Source organism: Pseudomonas persica, assembly GCF_900291015.1.
GTDB lineage: Bacteria > Pseudomonadota > Gammaproteobacteria > Pseudomonadales > Pseudomonadaceae > Aquipseudomonas.
Map to the genome: position 1 here is coordinate 101642 of NZ_OLKL01000006.1, position 18246 is coordinate 119887.

Sequence of the window (18246 nt, forward strand, 5' to 3'; positions counted from 1 at the left end):
CCACAGAGATCGCGACAGCCTTCCAGTTTCAGCGGTGCAGGACGTACTGGCCGCTGAAGGTAACAGCAGGCTCGTCACTACTGGCATTGCTCACCGTGGTCTGCAGCGTCAACCGCGCGCGGCCGCGCCGCTGGTACATGTTCAGGAACCGCTCCCAAGTCTTCTCATCCGGCGCCGCACAACGCGCCACCGCCGCCCCGGTAACCGGCAGCGGATAACTGATCTGCCCTTCCTGGATGACGATATGCCCGTCATCGATCCCCAGCTCGCGCAGGCGCAGGTGCAGCCAGCCCCAACCCACCAGCACGGCGGCGCAGTACAGGCTGCCGCCGAACATGGTGCTCTTGTGGTTGACGTTGGCCGCCAGCGGCAGTTGCAGGCGCAGGGTGTGCTGCTGCCAATCGAGCACTTCCAGGCCCATTTCGCGGGTCAGGGGGATGTCGCCGTGCAGGACGGACTGCAGGTACTGGCTATCGCTGTTCATTAACGGATGTCCTCTTGATCGTCATGCCCGCCGCTACCGCCGTCGAAGCTCAAGCCATGCTTGCGCAGCTTGTCGTGCAGGGTCTTGCGGGGGATACCCAGCGCCTCGGCCAGGCTGCGCATGGAGCTGTGTGGCTGGGCCAGTTCGGCAGCAATCAGCGAGCGTTCGAACTGCTCGACCTGTTCGCTGAGGTTGCCGCTCGGCATCGGTACCGAAGGCATTGCCGCAGGTGGCGCCTGGCCGTCCAGGGCCAGTTCCAGGCCAAGGGCGAAACGCTCGGCGGCGTTTTGCAGCTCGCGTACGTTACCGGGCCAGTCGTGACGCAGCAGCATGGCGCGCTGGGCCGGCTGCAGGGCGTGCGGCGACAGGCCATGGCGCTGGCTGGCAGCGTCGGCGAAGTACTGGAACAGCACCAGAATGTCATCGCCGCGTTCGCGCAGCGGTGGAATACGCAGCGGCGCCACGTTCAGGCGGTAATACAGGTCGGCGCGGAAGCGCCCTTGGTCGGCGGACTGGCGCAGGTCTTCCTTGGTCGCGGCGATGATGCGGATGTCCAGCGGGATCAGCTGGTTGCCGCCCAGGCGCTCGACCACCCGCTCCTGCAGCATGCGCAGCAGTTTCACCTGCACATCCAGGCTCATGCTCTCGATTTCGTCGAGGAACAGCGTGCCGCCGTTGGCGAACTCGAACTTGCCGATGCGGCGTTTCTGTGCGCCGGTGAACGCACCGGGCTCATGGCCGAACAGCTCGCTTTCGACCACCGATTCGGCCAGTGCGCCGGCGTTGATCGCCACGAACGGCCCGTCGCGGCGGCTGGACAGGTCGTGCAGGGCGCGGGCCACCACCTCTTTGCCGGCACCGGTCTCACCCAGTATCAGCACATCGGCGCGGGTGCCGGCCAAGGCACCGATCTGCTCGCGCAGGCGCTGCATGGACGGCGACTGGCCCACCAGGCGGGTGGCCAGTTGCTGGCGGTCGCTCAGGGCCAGGCGCAGGCTGCGGTTGTCCAGTACCAGGCGGCGCAGGGCCAGGGCGCGGCGCACGCTGTCGAGCAAGGCGTCGCTGGCGAAGGGTTTTTCCAGGAAGTCATAGGCCCCGGCGCGCATCGCCTGAACCGCCAGCGGCACGTCGCCGTGGCCGGTGATCAACAGCACCGGCAGCTCGTTGTCACGGCCGTGCAGTTGCTCCAGCAGTTGCAGGCCATCGATGCCCGGCATGCGGATGTCGCTGACCACCACGCCGGGCCAGTCGGCCTCGATGCGTTCGGCCAGGCCCTGGGCATCGGCCAGGGCAACCACCTTGAGCCCGGCCAGGTCCAGGGTCTGGCTCAGGGCCTGGCGCAGGTGCGGGTCATCATCGACCAGGATGACCTGGGCTCGGCTGTCGATCAGTGTCTCGGTGGTCATGCCGAGGGGTCCTCCGAATTGGGCAAAGTAGCGCCAGGTGCGGCCACACGCAGTTGCAGGGTCAGCAGTGCGCCACCTTCCGGGTGGTTGGCCAGCAGCAGTTCACCGCCCAGGGCGCGCATCAGGCTTTCGCAGATGGCCAGCCCCAGGCCCAGGCCCTGGGTGCGGGTCTTGGTGGTGAAGAACGGCTCCTTGGCGTGCTCCAGGGCCTGGCGGCTGAAGCCGGGGCCGTTGTCGCGAATGTACAGGTAGACGCAGTCATCGCGCTGCTCGGCACTTAGCCACAGGCGGCGCGGGTTGGCTTTTTCGGTCAGGGCGTCGAGGGCATTGGCCAGCAGGTTGCCGAGCACCTGGCGCAGGCGGGTCTCGCCGGCCTGCACCCACAAGGTGGCCTCCGGCAGGTCGCGGATCAGCTCCACGGCCATGGCCCGGCGGCGCTTGGCCAGCAGCGCCAGGGCATCGTCCAGGGCCGGCTGCAGGGCCACGCTCTCCGGGGCGTGGCGGTCGCGGCGGGCGAAGGCGCGCAGGTGGGCGATGATCGAGGCCATGCGCCCGGTCAGCTCGCCGATCAGCTTGAGGTTGCTGCGGGCGTCCTCGGTACGCTGGTGGTCGAGCAGGATCTCGGCGTTTTCCGCATAGCTGCGGATGGCGGCCAGCGGCTGGTTGAGCTCGTGGCTGATGCTGGCCGACATGGTACCGAGCACCGACAGCTTGCCGGCCTGCACCAGCTCATCCTGGGCGCGCACGGCCTCCTGTTGGGCGTTCTCGCGTTCCAGCACGGCGCTCTTGAGCCGGGTGTTCAGGCCTTCGAGGTCGGCGGTGCGCTCGGCCACGCGTTTTTCCAGCTCCTGGCGGCCACGGGCCTCGAAGTCGATGCGGTCGATGTAGTGGCGGCGCCGCTGCATCACCAGGCCGGCCAGCAGCATCAGCACCAGCAGGGTGCCGGCGCCGATGGCCATCACGGTTTGCACCGAACGGTCGACCAGCATGCGCGGGGCGAGGATGCTGACCTGCCAGCCGGTTTCCTTGATGTCGCGGGTCTGGCTGATCCAGGCGTCCGGGTTGAGCACCAGCGGTTGCGGGGCCTGGGTCGGGTAGGGCTGGATGGCGATGATGGCCTGGCGCTCGGCCTCGGTCAGTGCGCGGGTCGCGCGGAAGCGCCAGTCCGGCCGCGAGGTCAGGATGACCACGCCATTGTGGTCGGTGAGCAATAGCTGCTCGGGGGTGCGACCCCACAGGGTTTCGGTGTGGTCAAGGTCGACCTTGACCACCAGTACGCCAACGATGCGTTCACGGTCATGCACGGCGGCGGCGAAGAAGTAGCCGCGCTTGGCCGATGTGGTGCCTTGGCCGAAGAAGCGTCCCAGGCGGCCGGCCATGGCTTCGTTGAAGTAGGGGCGGAAGGCGAAGTTGCGGCCGACGAAGCTGTCGCGTTTGTCCCAGTTGGAGGCGGCCAGGGTGTTGCCGTTGACGTCCATCAGGTACATCACCTCGGCGCCGGTCTGCTGGACGATGTCCTTGAGCAGGCGGTTGGCGTTGGTCACCGCTTCCAGGCGCAACGGGTCGGCCAGTACCCCGCGCAGCGCCGGCAGGTCGCCGAGTATCTGCGGCAAGGTTTCGTAGCGATGCAGGGTACCGAGCAGGTTGGCGACGTACAGGTCGAGGGTCTGGCGGTTCTGCGAGGCCAGTTCTTCCTGGTAGTAACGTTCGGCCAGGTGATGCAGGGGCCACAGTAATGGGGCCAGGCACAGGGCCAACAGGGCCAGGCTGCGCCAGCGGGGACGGCGTGGGGGCGTGGGTTTTGCAATCATCACGTAAAGGCGCCAGAAAAGTCTGACGCAATTATGCGCTAGTTAAGGCAGCAGTTCCGCCTCCGCCAGCGGCAGGCCGCGCTTGTCCTTGTCCGACAGCAGCGGTGGTTGCTGCAGCCGCCAGTCGATGGCCAGGGTCGGGTCATCCCAGCGGATGCAACGGTCGGCGCCCGGGTTGTAGTAGTCGGTGGTCTTGTAGAGGAACTCGGCCGACTCGCTCATCACTGCAAAGCCATGGGCGAAGCCAGGTGGAATCCACAGCTGGCGATGGTTGTCGGCCGACAGCTGCACCGCCACCCATTGGCCGAAAGTCGGCGAGCTTTTGCGCACGTCCACGGCAATATCACGGATTTCTCCCTGCACCACGCGCACCAGCTTGCCTTGGGTGTTTTCCACCTGGTAGTGCAGACCACGCAGCACACCTTTGATGGAGCGCGAGTGGTTGTCCTGGACGAACTCGACATTCACGCCGGTTCGCCGGGCGAACTCACGGGCGTTGAATGCCTCGAAGAAAAAACCACGGCTGTCACCGAAAACCTTCGGCTCGATGATCAGTACTTCAGGTATTGCGGTAGGGATGATGTTCATGGTGATTCGCTGGCCCGTTTTGCTCACCTATTGACCGTAGCCGGTCTCACCGGTTTTTTCCGCCTTGCGCTGTAACGGGGTTCACAAGGTCTCGCCATGGTAGCTGTCAGGCCGTTTTGCTCACCAGCCAAGGCTGCTTTAGTGTCGATTGTTATCGGTTTAAGTGCAGGGGTGATTGGCGTATTTCCCGATTATCGGGCTTCAAATATCGATATATATCGGTTATAAATTAACGAACGCCCCAGCACAGTCCGGCTCAGGGCCATCACAGAGGTCAACCATGAAAACCCTCAACTCCACTCCCCGTGCCGATGGTTTCCACATGCCCGCCGAGTGGGCCCCGCAAACCCAGGTGTGGATGGTCTGGCCGGAGCGCCCGGACAACTGGCGCCTGGGCGGCAAGCCGGCGCAGGCTGCCCATGTGACCCTGGCCAAGGCCATTGCCCGCTTCGAGCCGGTAACCGTCGCGGTTTCCGCTGGCCAGTACGAAAATGCCCGTCGCCAGCTCGACCTGCCGAACATCCGCGTGGTCGAGATCAGCAACGACGATGCCTGGGTGCGTGACACCGGTCCGACCTTCGTCATCAACGACCAGGGTGAGGTGCGTGGCGTGGACTGGGGCTTCAATGCCTGGGGCGGCTTCGATGGCGGCCTGTACGCACCGTGGAACCGCGACGAGGAGCTGGCGGCCAAGGTCCTGGAAATGGAGCGCTGCCAGCGCTACCACACCGAAGGCTTCGTGCTCGAGGGCGGCTCGATCCACGTGGACGGCGAAGGTACCGTCATCACCACCGAAGAATGCCTGCTCAATCGCAACCGCAACCCGCACCTGAACCGCGAGCAGATCGAAGCGGTGCTGCGCGACCACTTGGCGGTGGACACCGTGGTCTGGCTGCCGGATGGCCTGTACAACGACGAGACCGACGGCCACGTCGACAACTTCTGTTGTTACGTGCGCCCGGGCGAAGTGTTACTGGCCTGGACCGATGATTCCAACGACCCCAACTATGCACGTTGCCACGCCGCCATGGAGGTGTTGAAGAACACCCGCGACGCCAAGGGCCGTGAGTTCATCGTGCACAAGATGCCGATCCCGGGGCCGCTGTTTGCCACCGCCGAAGAGTGTGCCGGTGTCGATCAGGTGGCCGGCAGCCAGGAGCGTGACCCGTCGGTGCGCCTGGCCGGTTCGTACGTGAACTTCCTGATCGTCAATGGCGGCATCATTGCGCCAAGCTTCGACGACCCGGCAGATTCCGAGGCCAGAGCGATCCTGGCGAAAATCTTCCCGGACCATGAAGTGGTGATGATCCCTGGCCGTGAGCTGCTGTTGGGCGGTGGCAACATCCACTGTCTGACCCAGCAGCAACCGGCGCCGGTCAAGCGTTGAGCGCACAGTGAATGAAGGGGCCCGTCACATGACGGGCCTTTTTTGTTTCCGAGGGCCGTCCGCAGGCCTGTGATGGCATATGTTTTGTATAGTTTTCAGTGAGATAGCTCGGCCATGCCGCGCTCTCGGATCTGTAACAAACCTTACGTAAATTAGCCGCTCACGGGCCAGGGAGTACGTATAGAAATGAATGCAGCAAGTGAGTCGGCTTTGCGCCCATCGGCAGTGAATCACCAATCGCTCAGGCTTGTGGCGAAGTGGTTGAAACACCATGGAAGCATCAGGGTCAGGACGACCGACACACGACGTCTGCTTGCCGGGCGATACCCTCAAGGACTGATCAGCGAAGCAGAAATGCAGGCGCTGATGGCAGTGTGGCACTGATCGATTGCTTGAACCTGTACCGGCCCCTTCGCGGCTAAAGCCGCTCCCACAGGGACATCATATGTCTCGAACCCTGTGGAGTACCTGTGGGAGCGGGCAAGCCCGCGAAGAGGCCGGTACAGGCAACAAAGATCAGAAGCTGTAACTGCCCGTCACCACCAGGCTGCGCGGGTCACCCACCTGGATCTGCGCCGCACTGGTCGCCGAGCTGTAGTAGGTCTTGTCGGCAATGTTGCTCAGCGCCGCCCGCACATCCCAGTCATGCGTGCGGTACCCCGCCAATGCATCCCAGCGGCCATACCCCGGCAACACCGTGGTGTTCTGGTTGTCCGCATAACGCTCACCCACCAGCGTCAGGCCGGTTTCGGCGTACCAGCCCAGTTCCGGTTTCCAGGTCACGAACAGGCTGGCGTTACGCTTGGCCACGTCATTGATGCGGTTGCCTTCCTGGCCATTGTTGTCCTTGACGATGATCGCATCCTGCAGGCCGATGCCACCGCGTACATACCAGTTGCCAACGATATTGCCGGTGGCGGTCAACTCGATACCACGCGAACGCTGCAAGCCGCTGAGCAGGATGTTTGCCGGGTCATGCGGGTCGCGGGTGCGGCGGTTGTACAGTTCCAGCTCGTAGATGGCCAGGGTGGTGGTCAGACGCTGGTCGAGCCAGTCGCTTTTCACCCCGATCTCTTTCTGCCGGGTCTCTTCCGGCTTGGTCTTGTTGGTGTTGCCCTTTGCGCCTGGGGTGATGCCGATCAGACCGCCGCCTACCGGCGAGAAGGTCTTGCTCCACGAGGCGTAGAACGAATGGTCGCGCCACGGTGTGTAGACCACACCCAGGCGTGGGCTGGTGCTGTTGCTGTCCTGTGGTTCGCGGCGACCATCCTTGTCGGTGGTCTGCACTTCGAACTGGTCGAAGCGCACGCCGGCAAGCACCTGCCATTCATCGTTCAGGCGGATCTGGTCCTGCAGGTACAGGCCGCGGCTATCGACCACGGTGTGGTTGTCGCTCCACAGCGCCAGGTTGCCATTGAGCTGCTGGTTGCCGCCGGGTTTGCCCAGGCCTGGCAGCTTCTGGTCAACCGCTTTATACAGCACCGGGTCACGCTTCTGGTTGCCGAACTCCAGGCCCAGCAACAGCTTGTGCTCCAGGCCCAGGGTGTCGAAGTCGCCCTCGGCCTCCAGGGTGTTGAACAGGTTGCGGGTGTTCAGATCCTGCTGCCAGCGCTGGCGGGTCAAGATGTCGGTGCTGGCGTCGTAGCCCGTGACGTAGGTGTTGTCGAACTCGCTGTCGAGCTTGAACAGGCCCAGGGTGTGGCGCAGCTGCCAGGTCTCGTTCAGCTGGTAGTTCAGGCGTGAGCGTAGCGACTGGGCGCGGTCGTCGATGTAGTCGCGCTGGTCGCCATAAGTGGTGCTGCGGCTGACATCGGCCGGGCGGCCGTTGACCCCGGGGATGCCACGGTCCGGGGTGCGGTTGTAGCGGCTGTATTCGTATTGCACCAGCCAGTTCAGGTCGGGGGTGAGCTGCCAGCTGATCGACGGAGCAAACAGCTGGCGGCTGCCATCGATGCCGTCGCGGAAGCTGTTGTTGTCCTGGTTGCCCATGTTCAGGCGCAGGCTGACGGTGTCGCTGGGGTCGGTGCTGAGGTCGGCATACAGGCTGCGCAGGTCTTCGCTGCCGGCCTGCGCCTCGATGGTCGAGCGGCGGCCGGGCTCCGGCGCCTTGCTGACCCGGTTGACGATACCGCCCTGGCTGCCACGGCCATACAGCACCGCTGCCGGCCCCTTGAGCACTTCGACCCGCTCGATGTTATGCAGGTCGCGGATGTACTGGCTGTCGTCGCGAATGCCGTCCAGGTAGAAGTCGTTGCTGGCCTCGAAGCCGCGAATGCGCACGCTGTCGAAGCGGGTGTCGGCACCGCTGCTGACGTTGGGGATGCCTTCCAGCGCCTTGCCCAGGGTGTTGCTGCCGTAATCCAGCACGTTGGCGGTCTTCACCGTGTCGATGGCCTGCGGCACATAGCGCACCGGTGTCGAGGTGCGGGTCGCGGTGCTTACCTCCTTGACTCGCGGGTTGTCCTTCTCGCGCTCACTGTCGGCGGTGACCGACAGTTCCGGCAGGGTGGTGGAGGCGGCACTGGCCAGGCCGGCGCTGAACAGCAGCGACAGGCCAAGTGTCAGGGGTGAAAGACGGCAGGGTACAAGCATGGGCACATCCGGATCGAGCAGGTGAAAAAGAGGTGCGGATGGTAATGCTTGCTATTTGCTATTGCATGAGTATTTGTAAAGGCTTGTCGTTACATGTGTGTCTTTTTGTTGCGGTCTCTGCCGGGGCGGGTGTTCCTGCAGGAACAGCCTTGTGCTGCGAAAGCGCCGGCACAAGAAAATTGTCCGGTCGATCAAAAGGCCATTTCGCACACAAGATAAATTGTCCCCTGATAGCGCGAACCTGCATGGAAATGCACCAGCCCCGCAGGATATTTTGGTTATATCAACCTGCATTTCACGATTTTTTGACATTTGTAATCGCACACGGCTAGGATTCGGCCAACGCCTGCTGGCCATGATCTTGGCCATGCTGCTGCCAGAGGCCGCCGTGTCATTACCGGCCGGCCTTCCAGTCTGGATCCGCATAGCGTCGAACCTACGAAGGGGCGTTGGTTCCTGGCGTCATATTGCAGAGCGTTTTTGATTAGGAAATAAGGAAAACAACATGTTGAAAACCAGGATCAGCCTGGTCGCCCTGGCGATGATCGCCGCGACCCAGGCACAGGCCAATGATCAGGCCGACAGCAAAGGCTTCATCGAGGACAGCCACGCCAACGTCCTGCTGCGTAACGCCTACATCAACCGCGACAAGAAACACGGCACCGACGACCAGATCGAATGGGGCCAGGGCGTCATCGCCAACTTCTCCTCCGGCTTCACCCAGGGCACTGTCGGTGTCGGCGTCGATGCATTCGGCCTGTACGCCGTGCGTCTGGACGGCGGCAAGGGCCACAACGGTGGCGCTGGTGTCGACTTCTTCAAGCCTTCGGACTTCAAGGACGAGAACGGCAACGCCAACTCGCCGCACAACCTGGCCCGTGGTGGCGCTGCGGTGAAGTTCCGCATCTCCAACACCGTGCTCAAGTACGGTGACCAGATGCCGGCCCTGCCAGTGCTGCAGTACGACGACGCCCGTCTGCTGCCAGAAAGCTTCACCGGTACCCTGATCACCTCCAAGGAGATCCAGGGCCTGGAACTGAACGCCGGCCGCTTCACCCAGGAAGCGCGCAAGAGCGCCGAGCGCCGTGACGGTGGTGGCCTGAAGTCGATCAACGTCCTCGGTGGTAGCTACAAGTTCACCGACAACTTCACCGCTTCGCTGTACACCGCCGACAACGAAGACGTGATGAAGAAGCACTACCTGGGCCTGAACTACGTCTTCCCGATCGCCAACGACCAGTCCCTGACCCTGGACTTCAACGGCTACAAGTCGGACATCGACAACAAGTTCGTCAAGAGCGCCGAACTCAACGGCGACTCCAACACCATCTGGAGCCTGGCAGCCACCTACGCGTACGGTGCGCACTCGTTCACCCTCGCGCACCAGCGCAGCACCGGCAGCACCGGCTACAACTATGGCTGGTACCAGAACGCCGGTGGCGTGGGTGACGGTGGTTCGACCATCTACCTGGCCAACTCGTACTGGTCCGACTTCAACGCCGAAGACGAGCGCTCCTGGCAGCTGGGCTACGGCCTGGACTTCGGTGCCTACGGCATCCCGGGCCTGACCTACAAGCTGGCCTACGTGGTGGGTGACAACATCAACACCCGCAACGTCGCCAACCCGCAGGGCTTCGGTGAAGGTAAAGAGCGCGAGATCTTCAACCAGATCCGTTACGTGGTGCAGGACGGCCCGGCCAAGGACCTGTCGATCAAGCTGCGTAGCTCGTTCGTGCGTACCAACAACGCCGTGCAGCAGAACGGTTACAACGACGACGGCAACGAAGTCCGCGTATTCGTCGAGTACCCGATCAGCATCTTCTGATCCTGATCTGATGGCCTAGGGGCTGCTTTGCAGCCCCCGGGCTCTCATAGAACTGCACATTACTCATTGAATTAGCAGGGCCTCTGTGGGAGCGGCTTTAGCCGCGAACACCGGCGCAGCCGGTGCCATGCACCGCGTTGGACTCTTCGCGGCTAAAGCCCACAGGGTATGCGGGCCGCTTGCGAACCCGGTTCTCTACGCGACAGCGCAGCCCAAAGGGCTGGGTGATCTCTCACAGGTACAGCGCATGCCTTGAGCCCGGCACGATCCCTGTAGCGGGCGCCCCCTTTCACCTGGGCCCAGTCCCTTGCTCGCGATCAATCGGCTTCTCCAGCCGGTCCTCGAAACTGTCCCAGTCCTCGCCAAACAGTTCCACCGGGTGCATGGTTCGACTCGCCCCATTGCCACAGGCCAATGCCTTGGCCGGGCAGTACAGGTCACAGCCCCAGCAGATGCGCTCCGGGTGACTGGGGTTTGTGGGGAATTTCTTGGCCATGGTTTCCTTCCCTCAAGGGCTGACTGATCTCAGGCTATGCTGCGTGCCGACGTCAGGCTTGATTGAGATCAATCTTGGGGAGGAGTACAGCCACTACAAACCTCAACTGACCCAACATTACCGGATCAGTGGTGAGGGGGACGCGTTGCCAACTGGGCATAGCCATTCGGCAGATGATGGGCGTCTACAAAGTGCCGGGTTTGCAGTTCTAGCACCATGTTCATCAGACTGGATACGGGCTCAGCCACGCCCCATGTAGCAGCAACCTTGTCGTAACGGTTTACCGCTTGCGCCTTTTCTACCTGTTTTCCATTCAGACCTTGAGCCAGGTCCTTCCAGCGGGTGACCAGCTGCTTCATCTGCTCGGCTTGTTCCGGCTTCATGCATGGAGAACGGCGAAGCCGGTCAACCAGATACATCAGGCGCCGATTCCTTACGGGGGCGAGCCTTGGCATGTTCAAGCGATTCTCCAGTGCTTCGCGCATTTCCTCGTTTCTGTACCAGAAGAGGAGAGCGAAGGTCTCGGCAACGGCCTTGTCGAGCGAGGTTTTTGTAGCTTGAACGACCAGGTGCTCGAGTGCCTGACGGGCATGTTGATCAGAGGGGGGCATGTCAGAGGACACAAGCGCCCAGAGTTTTTCTAGCGAGTAATCGAGCGGTGAGGTGTCGCAATGCTGGGCCCCATGCGCCGTATTCGAGGGCACAGCCATCGCCTCACTTGGTTTGTCGTTCTTTGATTTTAAAAGGGCTGGGGGCCAGATAGGTTTCAAGCTAGCCTGACCCCTGCATACATTAGCGCTGTATTGGTTCTGCTCGTGAAATTTCACTCAGGTTAGTGCAGTTTGTGATGTAGTACCTTAGTTGTTAAATTGATAATGCATTCAGCTCATCTTTGTAAGGCATTTTTGACGAGTATAAATTATGGAATGCTTTTCCAATGGCTCCTGAGAAAAGAATTAGTTCTGGATTGTTGGTGCCGCCCATGAGTATGTGGCTCATTGCAATTCCAGGGTATGGATCAATGTAATAAATTTCTTTTACGCCGAGTTGATATGCTTTTTTTGCACAGAGTTCGCAAGGGCTTGCGGTTGTAAATAGTTTTCCGTGTTCTATACCTCTGCCACCATATTTGGACAGTTGCAAAAACGCATTCTCTTCCGCATGTAGAGAGCGGGTGTGCACTTGATTTTTTTCACCGATTAAATCGTTGTATTCGCTTTTAAAACAGTACGAGACATTTCTTCCTGTGCTTTCTATTTTTTTGTACCTGCTGCTTTCTTTGGTGAATCTAGCGATGTATTTAATGTCGGACTTTTCATATTCGGAATATGCTTCTTGGTCGTTACCGTTAACTAAGTCAAATCTGTTTCTCAAACTGCAAGGAACTTGCCCAAATGGGGTGTCATTCCATCCTACGGATTGGACTGAGAAATTTTTGTCTGTTACTACAGCGCCGACCTGCCTAGAAATACAGCCTGAGTTCAGTTTTGCGGTGTAAGCTATTTGCATGCATCTTTCTAATGGTGTGGGTGTTACTAATCCTGGGCGAACCATCAAACAAACGAAAGTGATGATCTGATTTGCCAGCAAACTATAATGTGAAACTGTGTTGCTTGAGTTCGGGTTGCTAACATAAAGATCAGAGCGTTGTAAGCAGGCTTGAATGTCCTGTTTTATATATGTGGATTTGTCGGTTAGTTTTCTGTCGCCGTACTCTTCGTCGTCCATCGCTTTTATTTGCTTGTCCGTATGCCCCAGTGCTCTGAGCCTGGCTTTTCGTTGGTCATCCTCACAAGAAACAGCCATCAAATAAAATGATGAGTATCTATCTTGGAAGTAGATTGCTTCGAATGGATTTCGGATAGCGTCTATGACGATGAATGTCTTTTGACCTTTGTTCCTAGCCTTACGTATATCTTTGATTATTTTGTTGATCCGTTCGGCTAGAGAAAAGAAATTTCCGCCGTTGACCTCGTCTGAGGTTGGGTCGCCGGAGTTCCTGACATTATTGCCAACTGTTTGGAATAGAGAGACATAGCCAGCTCCCCCAATTTGCTTTTTTAGCTCATTGTTTTTATTTGGTAGGAACTCGGTGTAAAAAAATCTTAGTGCATCAATATCTTGATGGTTTAGGGTGTTGTGCGAGTCTTTTATTGTTTTAATTGTCTCTATGATTATTTTTTGCAGTTCACTGGTAAGTTCTGCTACTCCCCCCACGAATCTTGCAACATCTTCAATGCTTTTTTCACTAAGCAGCAATGTTAATATTGAACTGGCTTGTATTGAGATAAAAGGGTTCCAGGTTTGTTCAAAGCATTTGTATATTATTTTTTCTTTTCTTTGGGTGTTGTTGTTCGGGGAGTTACCTTTATATAAAGAGTGCTTTATTTGTTCTTGTCTTTTTGAAAGGATACTTGCTACGGTTGAACACCCGCTACCGGTTTGCCCAGTCAGTCCTATAATTATAAAATCGTCTTTATCACCATAAATTTTCGAAATGGTATCTTCAAAGTAAGTTGTCATATTTTCGTCCTTGTGCCGGGGCAATTGGGTACGCATAGGCATGCGCTGAGGCAATATGCCATTACTTTTCTTATGATATCAAGGATTGGGTTGCAGCGACGCGGCTTATTGGATCCTGTCGTCCCTGCCGCAATCCGCTTAGATGCCCCGTGCAGCGATCATTCTTAAGCGTAATGCCACTGTCGAGCTGGTCCGAAAATGTTTAAGGGCCAGCGTCGTTCAGTTCTCGGTCGTAACCAGAGTTGCCCTGCCTTCCAACCAATACGACATAGTCCTTTTCACAGATTTAAACGATTGAGACCTTCCCCACGTCTTCCCGCCAACAATGCTGAGTGTTATCAGGGATCAAGGCCCCTGCGACCTGTGGGGATGTCCTTTAAAGCGGGACTGGCGGCTCCTTACGATCGGGAGCAAGGGCACCTCATGATCTGGCCTCCTGAACACCGTTACCGGTGGGCGGGTGGAGGCTGCATTGGCTGACGAGACCAACGCCTGAAGATCCTGAGCCGGGTAAACGCAGTGGTGCGATGACCGGGGCATGCCTGACTGTCAGTCAGGTGCAGTCCATTCCTCGGTCTGCGGCACCATCATCTACATCGCTGTTGCTGGTGACATCGGCGTTTGTCACGCTGATTGTCACGAGTAGAGTATCCGCAAAGCCAACAGCGATGAGGGCTGCAGCTGTGCTAAAAGCGCCCGTCTCTTTCCAGGAGAAAGAGACGGGCGCAGGTTGGCGCAAGATTCGGCCAAGCGGATAGGTTGCTGCAGGGCAGCGAAGTAGAAAGTGTTGTCTGGCGCACGAGGGCCATGATCTGAAGTAGGCATCCATCACCGGGGAGGTGACCGGGCGAGCTGCCGGACGCGAATCGCCATTTGGGGGAGAACCACCGCAGGAGCGGCGTGACCTTGAAGGTTCGGATCACCTGGGTGCTGTCAAAGACAGCGTTTGCAACCTCAGTTCTACGCCTGTGGATAATGTTGGTCAACGCCCTGATTTTCTTAGCTTCTAGGCTTGTGCATGAAATTATCCACCGGTGGAAATCAGTGGTGTCCAAAGGATTCGTGTCGGCTTTTAGCTTTGCAAAGCGAGGTCCATCCAAACAGGGCGGCTTTGCAGCCCTGTTTGGATGGACCCGAATTAAAGAGCGGCCAGTGGCGATCTGGAAGGTTTAATGACGATTGAATGCGTCACGCCCTCTTGGCAAGGGGGTGATGTTGTCGCCCGCTGGGTGGGCGAACTCATGTGGAGTGACATGCCCCGATCTGTTGGCATCGATGTAATTACTCCACCACGCCATGATCAGCCGACGCTGTTCCAGAAATTCGGCCTTATGGATATAGGCGGCGCGCACGCGATTGCGTTCCTTGTGGCTCATCTGCCGTTCGATAGCAGTCCCCGACCACAGCCCGGACTCGACCAGCGCACTGCACGCCATGGCTCGGAACCCGTGGCCGCAGATATCCACCTTGGTGTCGTAGCCCATCGTCCTGAGCGCGGTATTCACCGTGTTCTCGGACATCGGTTTCCACGGTTTGGCATCCCCCGCCAACACTAGGTCGAATTTGCCGTGACTACGTGGACCTGCTCAAGCAAAGCCACTGCTAGAGACGATAAGGGCTCAACGTGAATGTCCCCGTCGAACTGGTATTAACGGACGAAAGAAACACGATATTTCAGGCTCATACCGCGAAACATTTCTATTCCCGCCAACTGCAAGCGACTGCGCTAAATTCCCCGCCCACTGGCCTCCATGCCGTCTACACATCCAATCTCTCGTCGTAGGTTGACCGTTGAAAAAGTTTGCGTTTGTGAGTGCTGCCGCGGAGCGTGAATACAAGGACCTACCCAAGGACGTTCAGGACGACTTCGGCAAAGACCTTCGACGCATCCAGTATGGTCAGGACCCTGATCGGCCGATCAAGTCGTTGACGGAGTCCGTAGGGGCGGGTGCGATCGAGCTCATCATAAACGGCAGCCCTGCATTCCGATGCGTGTATGTAGCCAAATTTGCGGACATGGTCGTGGTGCTGCATTCATTCGTAAAAACGACCAACAGGTCCGACCGGCACGCGATGCAGGTTGCAGAAGAGCGGATGAAGGAGTTCAAACACGAGCTGCGGAAAATGGGGTACAGGGTTTAGCTGCCAGGCGCTTGAGTGATCACGATCTGCGGCGGTGAACCGGCATCGTTCGAGGGCAGGGTGAGGGTCGTGCGAAAGCCGAGCTTGTCGAGCATGTCCATCATGGCATCGAGGGTGAATTTCTCGATCTTGCCATTTGCAAGCTCGGATATTCGGGATTGGGTTACGTTCAGCCTGACCGCAGCATCATGCTGCTTGAGGCCCATTTTTTTGATGCAGTCGGTGATGAAGATGGACAGGTCCATTTTCAAGGCCATTTTGCTGGCCGTGTCTGCATCGTGGGTGGCGTGGAAAGGGCTTTCGTGGAATTGAAGCGCCATTGGCTTGCCTCAGTAGGAATATCTAAAATTTACGATAAAATCCTAGCTGGGCTTGATCGGTGAGTCAAAGCGTTTCTGTTGGAAGACGTGTCTGCGCTTTGGCTGCGCTTTTGAGAAGAAAATTGTGTCTTCTTTGGGATCGTTGGGGGCCGCTGCGCAGCCCATCGCAGGCAAGCCAGCTCCTACACCGACCGCATCGACCTCGAGCCTTGTGCAGTACCTGTGGGAGCTGGCTTGCCGGCGATAGGGCCAGAACAGGCAGCACAAGACAGTTGTTCCGACACCGACCACGCCGGCTTCAGTCCATTTGTTCCAACTAACCCAGGCTGGGCCAAGGCTGATGTGGTTGGGTGACCCTGAAAACAAAAAAGGCCCACCTTTCGGTGAGCCTTTTTTGATACTGCCTATGGTGCGGCACCAGGAGTCGAAAAAGACAGTAACTATATGATTTTGTTATTTTTTGACTTGATCTTCTTCTGTCGCTATCTCTAAAACTATCCTTTGGCATTCGTGTGATCGTTCTTAGGCTAGAGAGAAACCTAAGATGCACTGAGATCCTAAATGAATAATTTTCTGTTTGGGGGAATCAACCTCACCCCCTGCACAGGAATAAATATTCTGTGCAGGGAGTTATATTTTAGGGGCAGATGCTACATGTCATGGTTTACCCATGAACAAAGCAAGAATTTTTTCTGCCAACCAATCTTCTATGAATTTGTTAACCTTTTTTACATCTAGACCAAAAACCCAGCTTGATATTCCCCATGCCAAGGTCGTTAGGACTGTAATTGATATGGTGGTTGCTGAAAGTTTCAGGCCTTCAAATAATGTCGCGTCTTGTAGAATTTGTGGGATAACGCCGGCGGGCAGTGATTGAATACTCGCAACTATCAGGAAGACAACAAGAGTGAGACATATTGGAGTTGATATGCAGCGGGCGAGGACCCTGGAAAATTTCCGTATTTTCGTCTCAAGAGCTTGATGTCTTAAAACTATTGTGTCTTTTTCTGCTTGCGCGGTATCTCTAGCTTCTCGTTCAGTAGCCAATGCAGCTTGGGCGTTAACTTGTAGTTTGTGGATTTCTTCAGCCTGCTGTTGCTGTAGATCCGCAATAGCCTGTTCAGAGTCAGCGAGGTACTTCCGCTTTATTCCATCAACAATATCGAATACATCTTCTTCGGAGAATTCATCGCCGACTTCGACGGAAGCATCTTGCACCATTCGGAGAAGATCAGCATCCCAGCGAACCAGTACAAAGTCTTCCTCGGAAATGTCACCACGCCTCTTAATCGTGTCGAGGCGGTCGAGGAATGCATCCCAAAATTTGTCGTCGGTGTAAAGAAGACTGTAAGCAGTCGCTACTACCTGGTCTGTAGCTAACTTGCCTGTCATGTCTGGGTTCTTAAGCCAGAACATGATTGTCATCCATTGCTCAGAAACCACAATTGGAATGGGGCTGGAATAACCATTCTTGCTGAAAAAACCGTTCGCGTATTTTGCTAGTCCGGTGTTCCTAGTTACGAATACAGAAAAGCTTTCACTCAATTCGCGTATGTGACGGCCTTCCCGCGTGTTGTGAACGCGCGAGATGCAGATAGTGTCATGCTCTAAGTTTTTTTCTTTCTTGAAATTTTCGGCAATAGCTTTCTCTAGCGCATCTTCGTCGCATTGGAATCGTTCCTTTGCGGAAAATCCTAAGACTATACTAATGCCCTTATTTTCAATGGTGCGATGGAGGGTTTTTATTTCCGTATCGAGCCGCGCTTCATCATAACCCTGAGATCTAAGTAGTTCCAATGTTTTTGTATTAAAGCGTCTGAAGGATTTTCTTGCTATATCGCTTTTCCCACGCTGATAAAAGTCGTTCGATCTCATCTAGAGTCTTGTCAAAAATACATACTTTGATCTTCAGTGACGTCAGAAGCTCAACAAATTCTTCATTTGCTTGTTTGTTGAACGGTCCGTTAAATCCTAGCAAGCCAATGATGAGCGGGGAATCTAAGTAGACTGTTATTTTTTCGAATGTTTTCTTTTGTGTTCGCTTGTCGGCAAAGTAAAGGTAGTTCGCAAGTAACATACCTTTGACACATCTGCCAAAATGCTCCAGCAACACAGGTTCTTTTTTGTGTATGTGGCCAATAAATGATGCAGTTATATGGCTGGTGTTTTTTATTGAGTTTTCCAATTCTGCCTTGTTATAGGCTCTACGGCTAACCGCTGCTGAAACGTTTTCTTCGATGAACTGAAAAATCAAACTCTCGGCTTCAGCTAACGGTAACTCTTTTTGGAAGCGTTCTCTAGTATATTCGACGAAACCTCTTTTTAAACTACCAAGCGATACTTCCAGATCTTCTTTTTTCTTGGAATAACCGTTTGACCATTCTTGGATTTTTTCCGCCCTAGGTATATACGCGTGATTTTCCTTGATTAGGAGATTTTTATTTTTTGCACGGGTCATCAACACCCGGATTGCGGAGATTGGTGGGTGAAATCCAAATAGTTCGCTTAGCTTCGTCTGTATATCTGCAGCTTGGACCGTAGGCAATCCAAGCTCTGAGATTGTAACCGCTATAAATGGGAGGAAAAGATCAATTTCGTCGCTAAACTTTTCTGTTTTAAGAGCTTCGAGAAGTGCGAGGTTGATTAATGGGCTTTCCATGTGCTCTTTATCT

Annotated in this window: 14 protein-coding genes and 1 pseudogene; 3 read left to right on the top strand and 12 right to left on the bottom strand. The window is 56.9% G+C overall.

Annotation, left to right across the window (positions count from 1 at the left end):
• Positions 1 to 28 precede the first annotated feature (28 nt).
• Genes FQ664_RS01665 through rfbC form a run of 4 tightly spaced genes read right to left on the bottom strand, consistent with a single transcriptional unit; the run spans position 29 to position 4289 of the window.
• A complete protein-coding gene (locus FQ664_RS01665) occupies positions 29 to 484 on the bottom strand; it encodes a thioesterase domain-containing protein (protein WP_144170170.1) in 456 nt (151 codons plus the stop codon).
• Positions 484 to 1890 carry a sigma-54-dependent transcriptional regulator gene (locus FQ664_RS01670; protein WP_144170171.1) on the bottom strand — a complete coding sequence of 469 codons (1407 nt, stop codon included), beginning with the start codon at positions 1888 to 1890 and terminating at the stop codon, positions 484 to 486. Before FQ664_RS01670 ends, FQ664_RS01665 begins: the two co-directional genes overlap by 1 nt.
• Positions 1887 to 3701, bottom strand: coding sequence for a sensor histidine kinase (locus tag FQ664_RS01675; protein WP_144170246.1), 1815 nt, complete (start codon positions 3699 to 3701; stop codon positions 1887 to 1889). Before FQ664_RS01675 ends, FQ664_RS01670 begins: the two co-directional genes overlap by 4 nt.
• Positions 3702 to 3743: 42 nt before the next feature.
• Positions 3744 to 4289 carry a dTDP-4-dehydrorhamnose 3,5-epimerase gene (gene rfbC / locus FQ664_RS01680; protein ID WP_144170172.1) on the bottom strand — a complete coding sequence of 182 codons (546 nt, stop codon included), beginning with the start codon at positions 4287 to 4289 and terminating at the stop codon, positions 3744 to 3746.
• A 280-nt stretch (positions 4290 to 4569) separates the two neighbouring features.
• Here rfbC and aguA point away from each other — a divergent pair, with 280 nt between their 5' ends.
• On the top strand, positions 4570 to 5676 hold the full coding sequence (gene aguA, locus FQ664_RS01685; RefSeq protein ID WP_144170173.1) for an agmatine deiminase: 1107 nt from the start codon (positions 4570 to 4572) through the stop codon (positions 5674 to 5676).
• A gap of 516 nt (positions 5677 to 6192) precedes the next feature.
• On the opposite strand, the gene FQ664_RS01700 is transcribed toward aguA, so the two are convergent.
• Positions 6193 to 8268 (bottom strand): TonB-dependent receptor, encoded by a 2076-nt coding sequence (locus FQ664_RS01700; RefSeq protein WP_144170174.1) that lies wholly within the window; start codon positions 8266 to 8268, stop codon positions 6193 to 6195.
• Positions 8269 to 8773: 505 nt separating this feature from the next.
• Here FQ664_RS01700 and FQ664_RS01705 point away from each other — a divergent pair.
• Positions 8774 to 10093, top strand: a complete 1320-nt coding sequence (locus FQ664_RS01705; protein ID WP_144170175.1) for an OprD family porin — start codon at positions 8774 to 8776, stop codon at positions 10091 to 10093.
• Between the two features lie 289 nt (positions 10094 to 10382).
• Here FQ664_RS01705 and FQ664_RS01710 read toward each other — a convergent pair whose 3' ends face one another.
• The 4 genes and pseudogenes from FQ664_RS01710 to FQ664_RS01730 all read right to left on the bottom strand — a co-directional run.
• Positions 10383 to 10589 carry a DUF3079 domain-containing protein gene (locus FQ664_RS01710; RefSeq protein ID WP_144170176.1) on the bottom strand — a complete coding sequence of 69 codons (207 nt, stop codon included), beginning with the start codon at positions 10587 to 10589 and terminating at the stop codon, positions 10383 to 10385.
• Between the two features lie 125 nt (positions 10590 to 10714).
• On the bottom strand, positions 10715 to 11359 hold the full coding sequence (locus FQ664_RS01715; RefSeq protein ID WP_256675791.1) for a hypothetical protein: 645 nt from the start codon (positions 11357 to 11359) through the stop codon (positions 10715 to 10717).
• 94 nt (positions 11360 to 11453) lie between these two features.
• The gene (locus FQ664_RS27485) at positions 11454 to 13112 is read right to left on the bottom strand and encodes a hypothetical protein (protein ID WP_218570398.1); all 1659 of its coding nucleotides are present in this window, start codon (positions 13110 to 13112) and stop codon (positions 11454 to 11456) included.
• Positions 13113 to 14281: 1169 nt separating this feature from the next.
• Positions 14282 to 14748: pseudogene (locus FQ664_RS01730) on the bottom strand (tyrosine-type recombinase/integrase); the annotation flags it as partial.
• Between the two features lie 155 nt (positions 14749 to 14903).
• Here FQ664_RS01730 and FQ664_RS01735 point away from each other — a divergent pair.
• Positions 14904 to 15254 (top strand): type II toxin-antitoxin system RelE/ParE family toxin, encoded by a 351-nt coding sequence (locus FQ664_RS01735; protein ID WP_144170177.1) that lies wholly within the window; start codon positions 14904 to 14906, stop codon positions 15252 to 15254.
• Here the strand turns inward: FQ664_RS01735 and FQ664_RS01740 are convergent.
• From FQ664_RS01740 to FQ664_RS01750, 3 genes are all read right to left on the bottom strand, one after another.
• Positions 15251 to 15574 carry a helix-turn-helix domain-containing protein gene (locus tag FQ664_RS01740; RefSeq protein ID WP_144170178.1) on the bottom strand — a complete coding sequence of 108 codons (324 nt, stop codon included), beginning with the start codon at positions 15572 to 15574 and terminating at the stop codon, positions 15251 to 15253. The two genes, FQ664_RS01735 and FQ664_RS01740, sit on opposite strands and share 4 nt — an antisense overlap.
• Before the next feature lie 657 nt (positions 15575 to 16231).
• Positions 16232 to 17449 (bottom strand): hypothetical protein, encoded by a 1218-nt coding sequence (locus tag FQ664_RS01745; protein WP_144170179.1) that lies wholly within the window; start codon positions 17447 to 17449, stop codon positions 16232 to 16234.
• Entirely contained in the window at positions 17382 to 18233 is an 852-nt protein-coding gene (locus tag FQ664_RS01750; RefSeq protein ID WP_144170180.1) for a hypothetical protein, read from the bottom strand. The genes FQ664_RS01745 and FQ664_RS01750 overlap by 68 nt, the downstream gene beginning before the upstream one ends.
• Positions 18234 to 18246: the final 13 nt, after the last annotated feature.

Bases quoted from the DNA above. Each gene is read 5' to 3' on its own strand.
- FQ664_RS01700 (WP_144170174.1), bottom strand. From the start codon at position 8,268: ATGCTTGTACCCTGCCGTCTTTCACCCCTGACACTTGGCCTGTCGCTG.
- FQ664_RS01750 (WP_144170180.1), bottom strand. From the start codon at position 18,233: ATGGAAAGCCCATTAATCAACCTCGCACTTCTCGAAGCTCTTAAAACA.
- aguA (WP_144170173.1), top strand. From the start codon at position 4,570: ATGAAAACCCTCAACTCCACTCCCCGTGCCGATGGTTTCCACATGCCC.
- FQ664_RS01675 (WP_144170246.1), bottom strand. From the start codon at position 3,701: ATGATTGCAAAACCCACGCCCCCACGCCGTCCCCGCTGGCGCAGCCTG.
- FQ664_RS01710 (WP_144170176.1), bottom strand. From the start codon at position 10,589: ATGGCCAAGAAATTCCCCACAAACCCCAGTCACCCGGAGCGCATCTGC.
- FQ664_RS27485 (WP_218570398.1), bottom strand. From the start codon at position 13,112: ATGACAACTTACTTTGAAGATACCATTTCGAAAATTTATGGTGATAAA.
- FQ664_RS01705 (WP_144170175.1), top strand. From the start codon at position 8,774: ATGTTGAAAACCAGGATCAGCCTGGTCGCCCTGGCGATGATCGCCGCG.
- rfbC (WP_144170172.1), bottom strand. From the start codon at position 4,289: ATGAACATCATCCCTACCGCAATACCTGAAGTACTGATCATCGAGCCG.
- FQ664_RS01670 (WP_144170171.1), bottom strand. From the start codon at position 1,890: ATGACCACCGAGACACTGATCGACAGCCGAGCCCAGGTCATCCTGGTC.
- FQ664_RS01665 (WP_144170170.1), bottom strand. From the start codon at position 484: ATGAACAGCGATAGCCAGTACCTGCAGTCCGTCCTGCACGGCGACATC.
- FQ664_RS01740 (WP_144170178.1), bottom strand. From the start codon at position 15,574: ATGGCGCTTCAATTCCACGAAAGCCCTTTCCACGCCACCCACGATGCA.
- FQ664_RS01745 (WP_144170179.1), bottom strand. From the start codon at position 17,449: ATGAGATCGAACGACTTTTATCAGCGTGGGAAAAGCGATATAGCAAGA.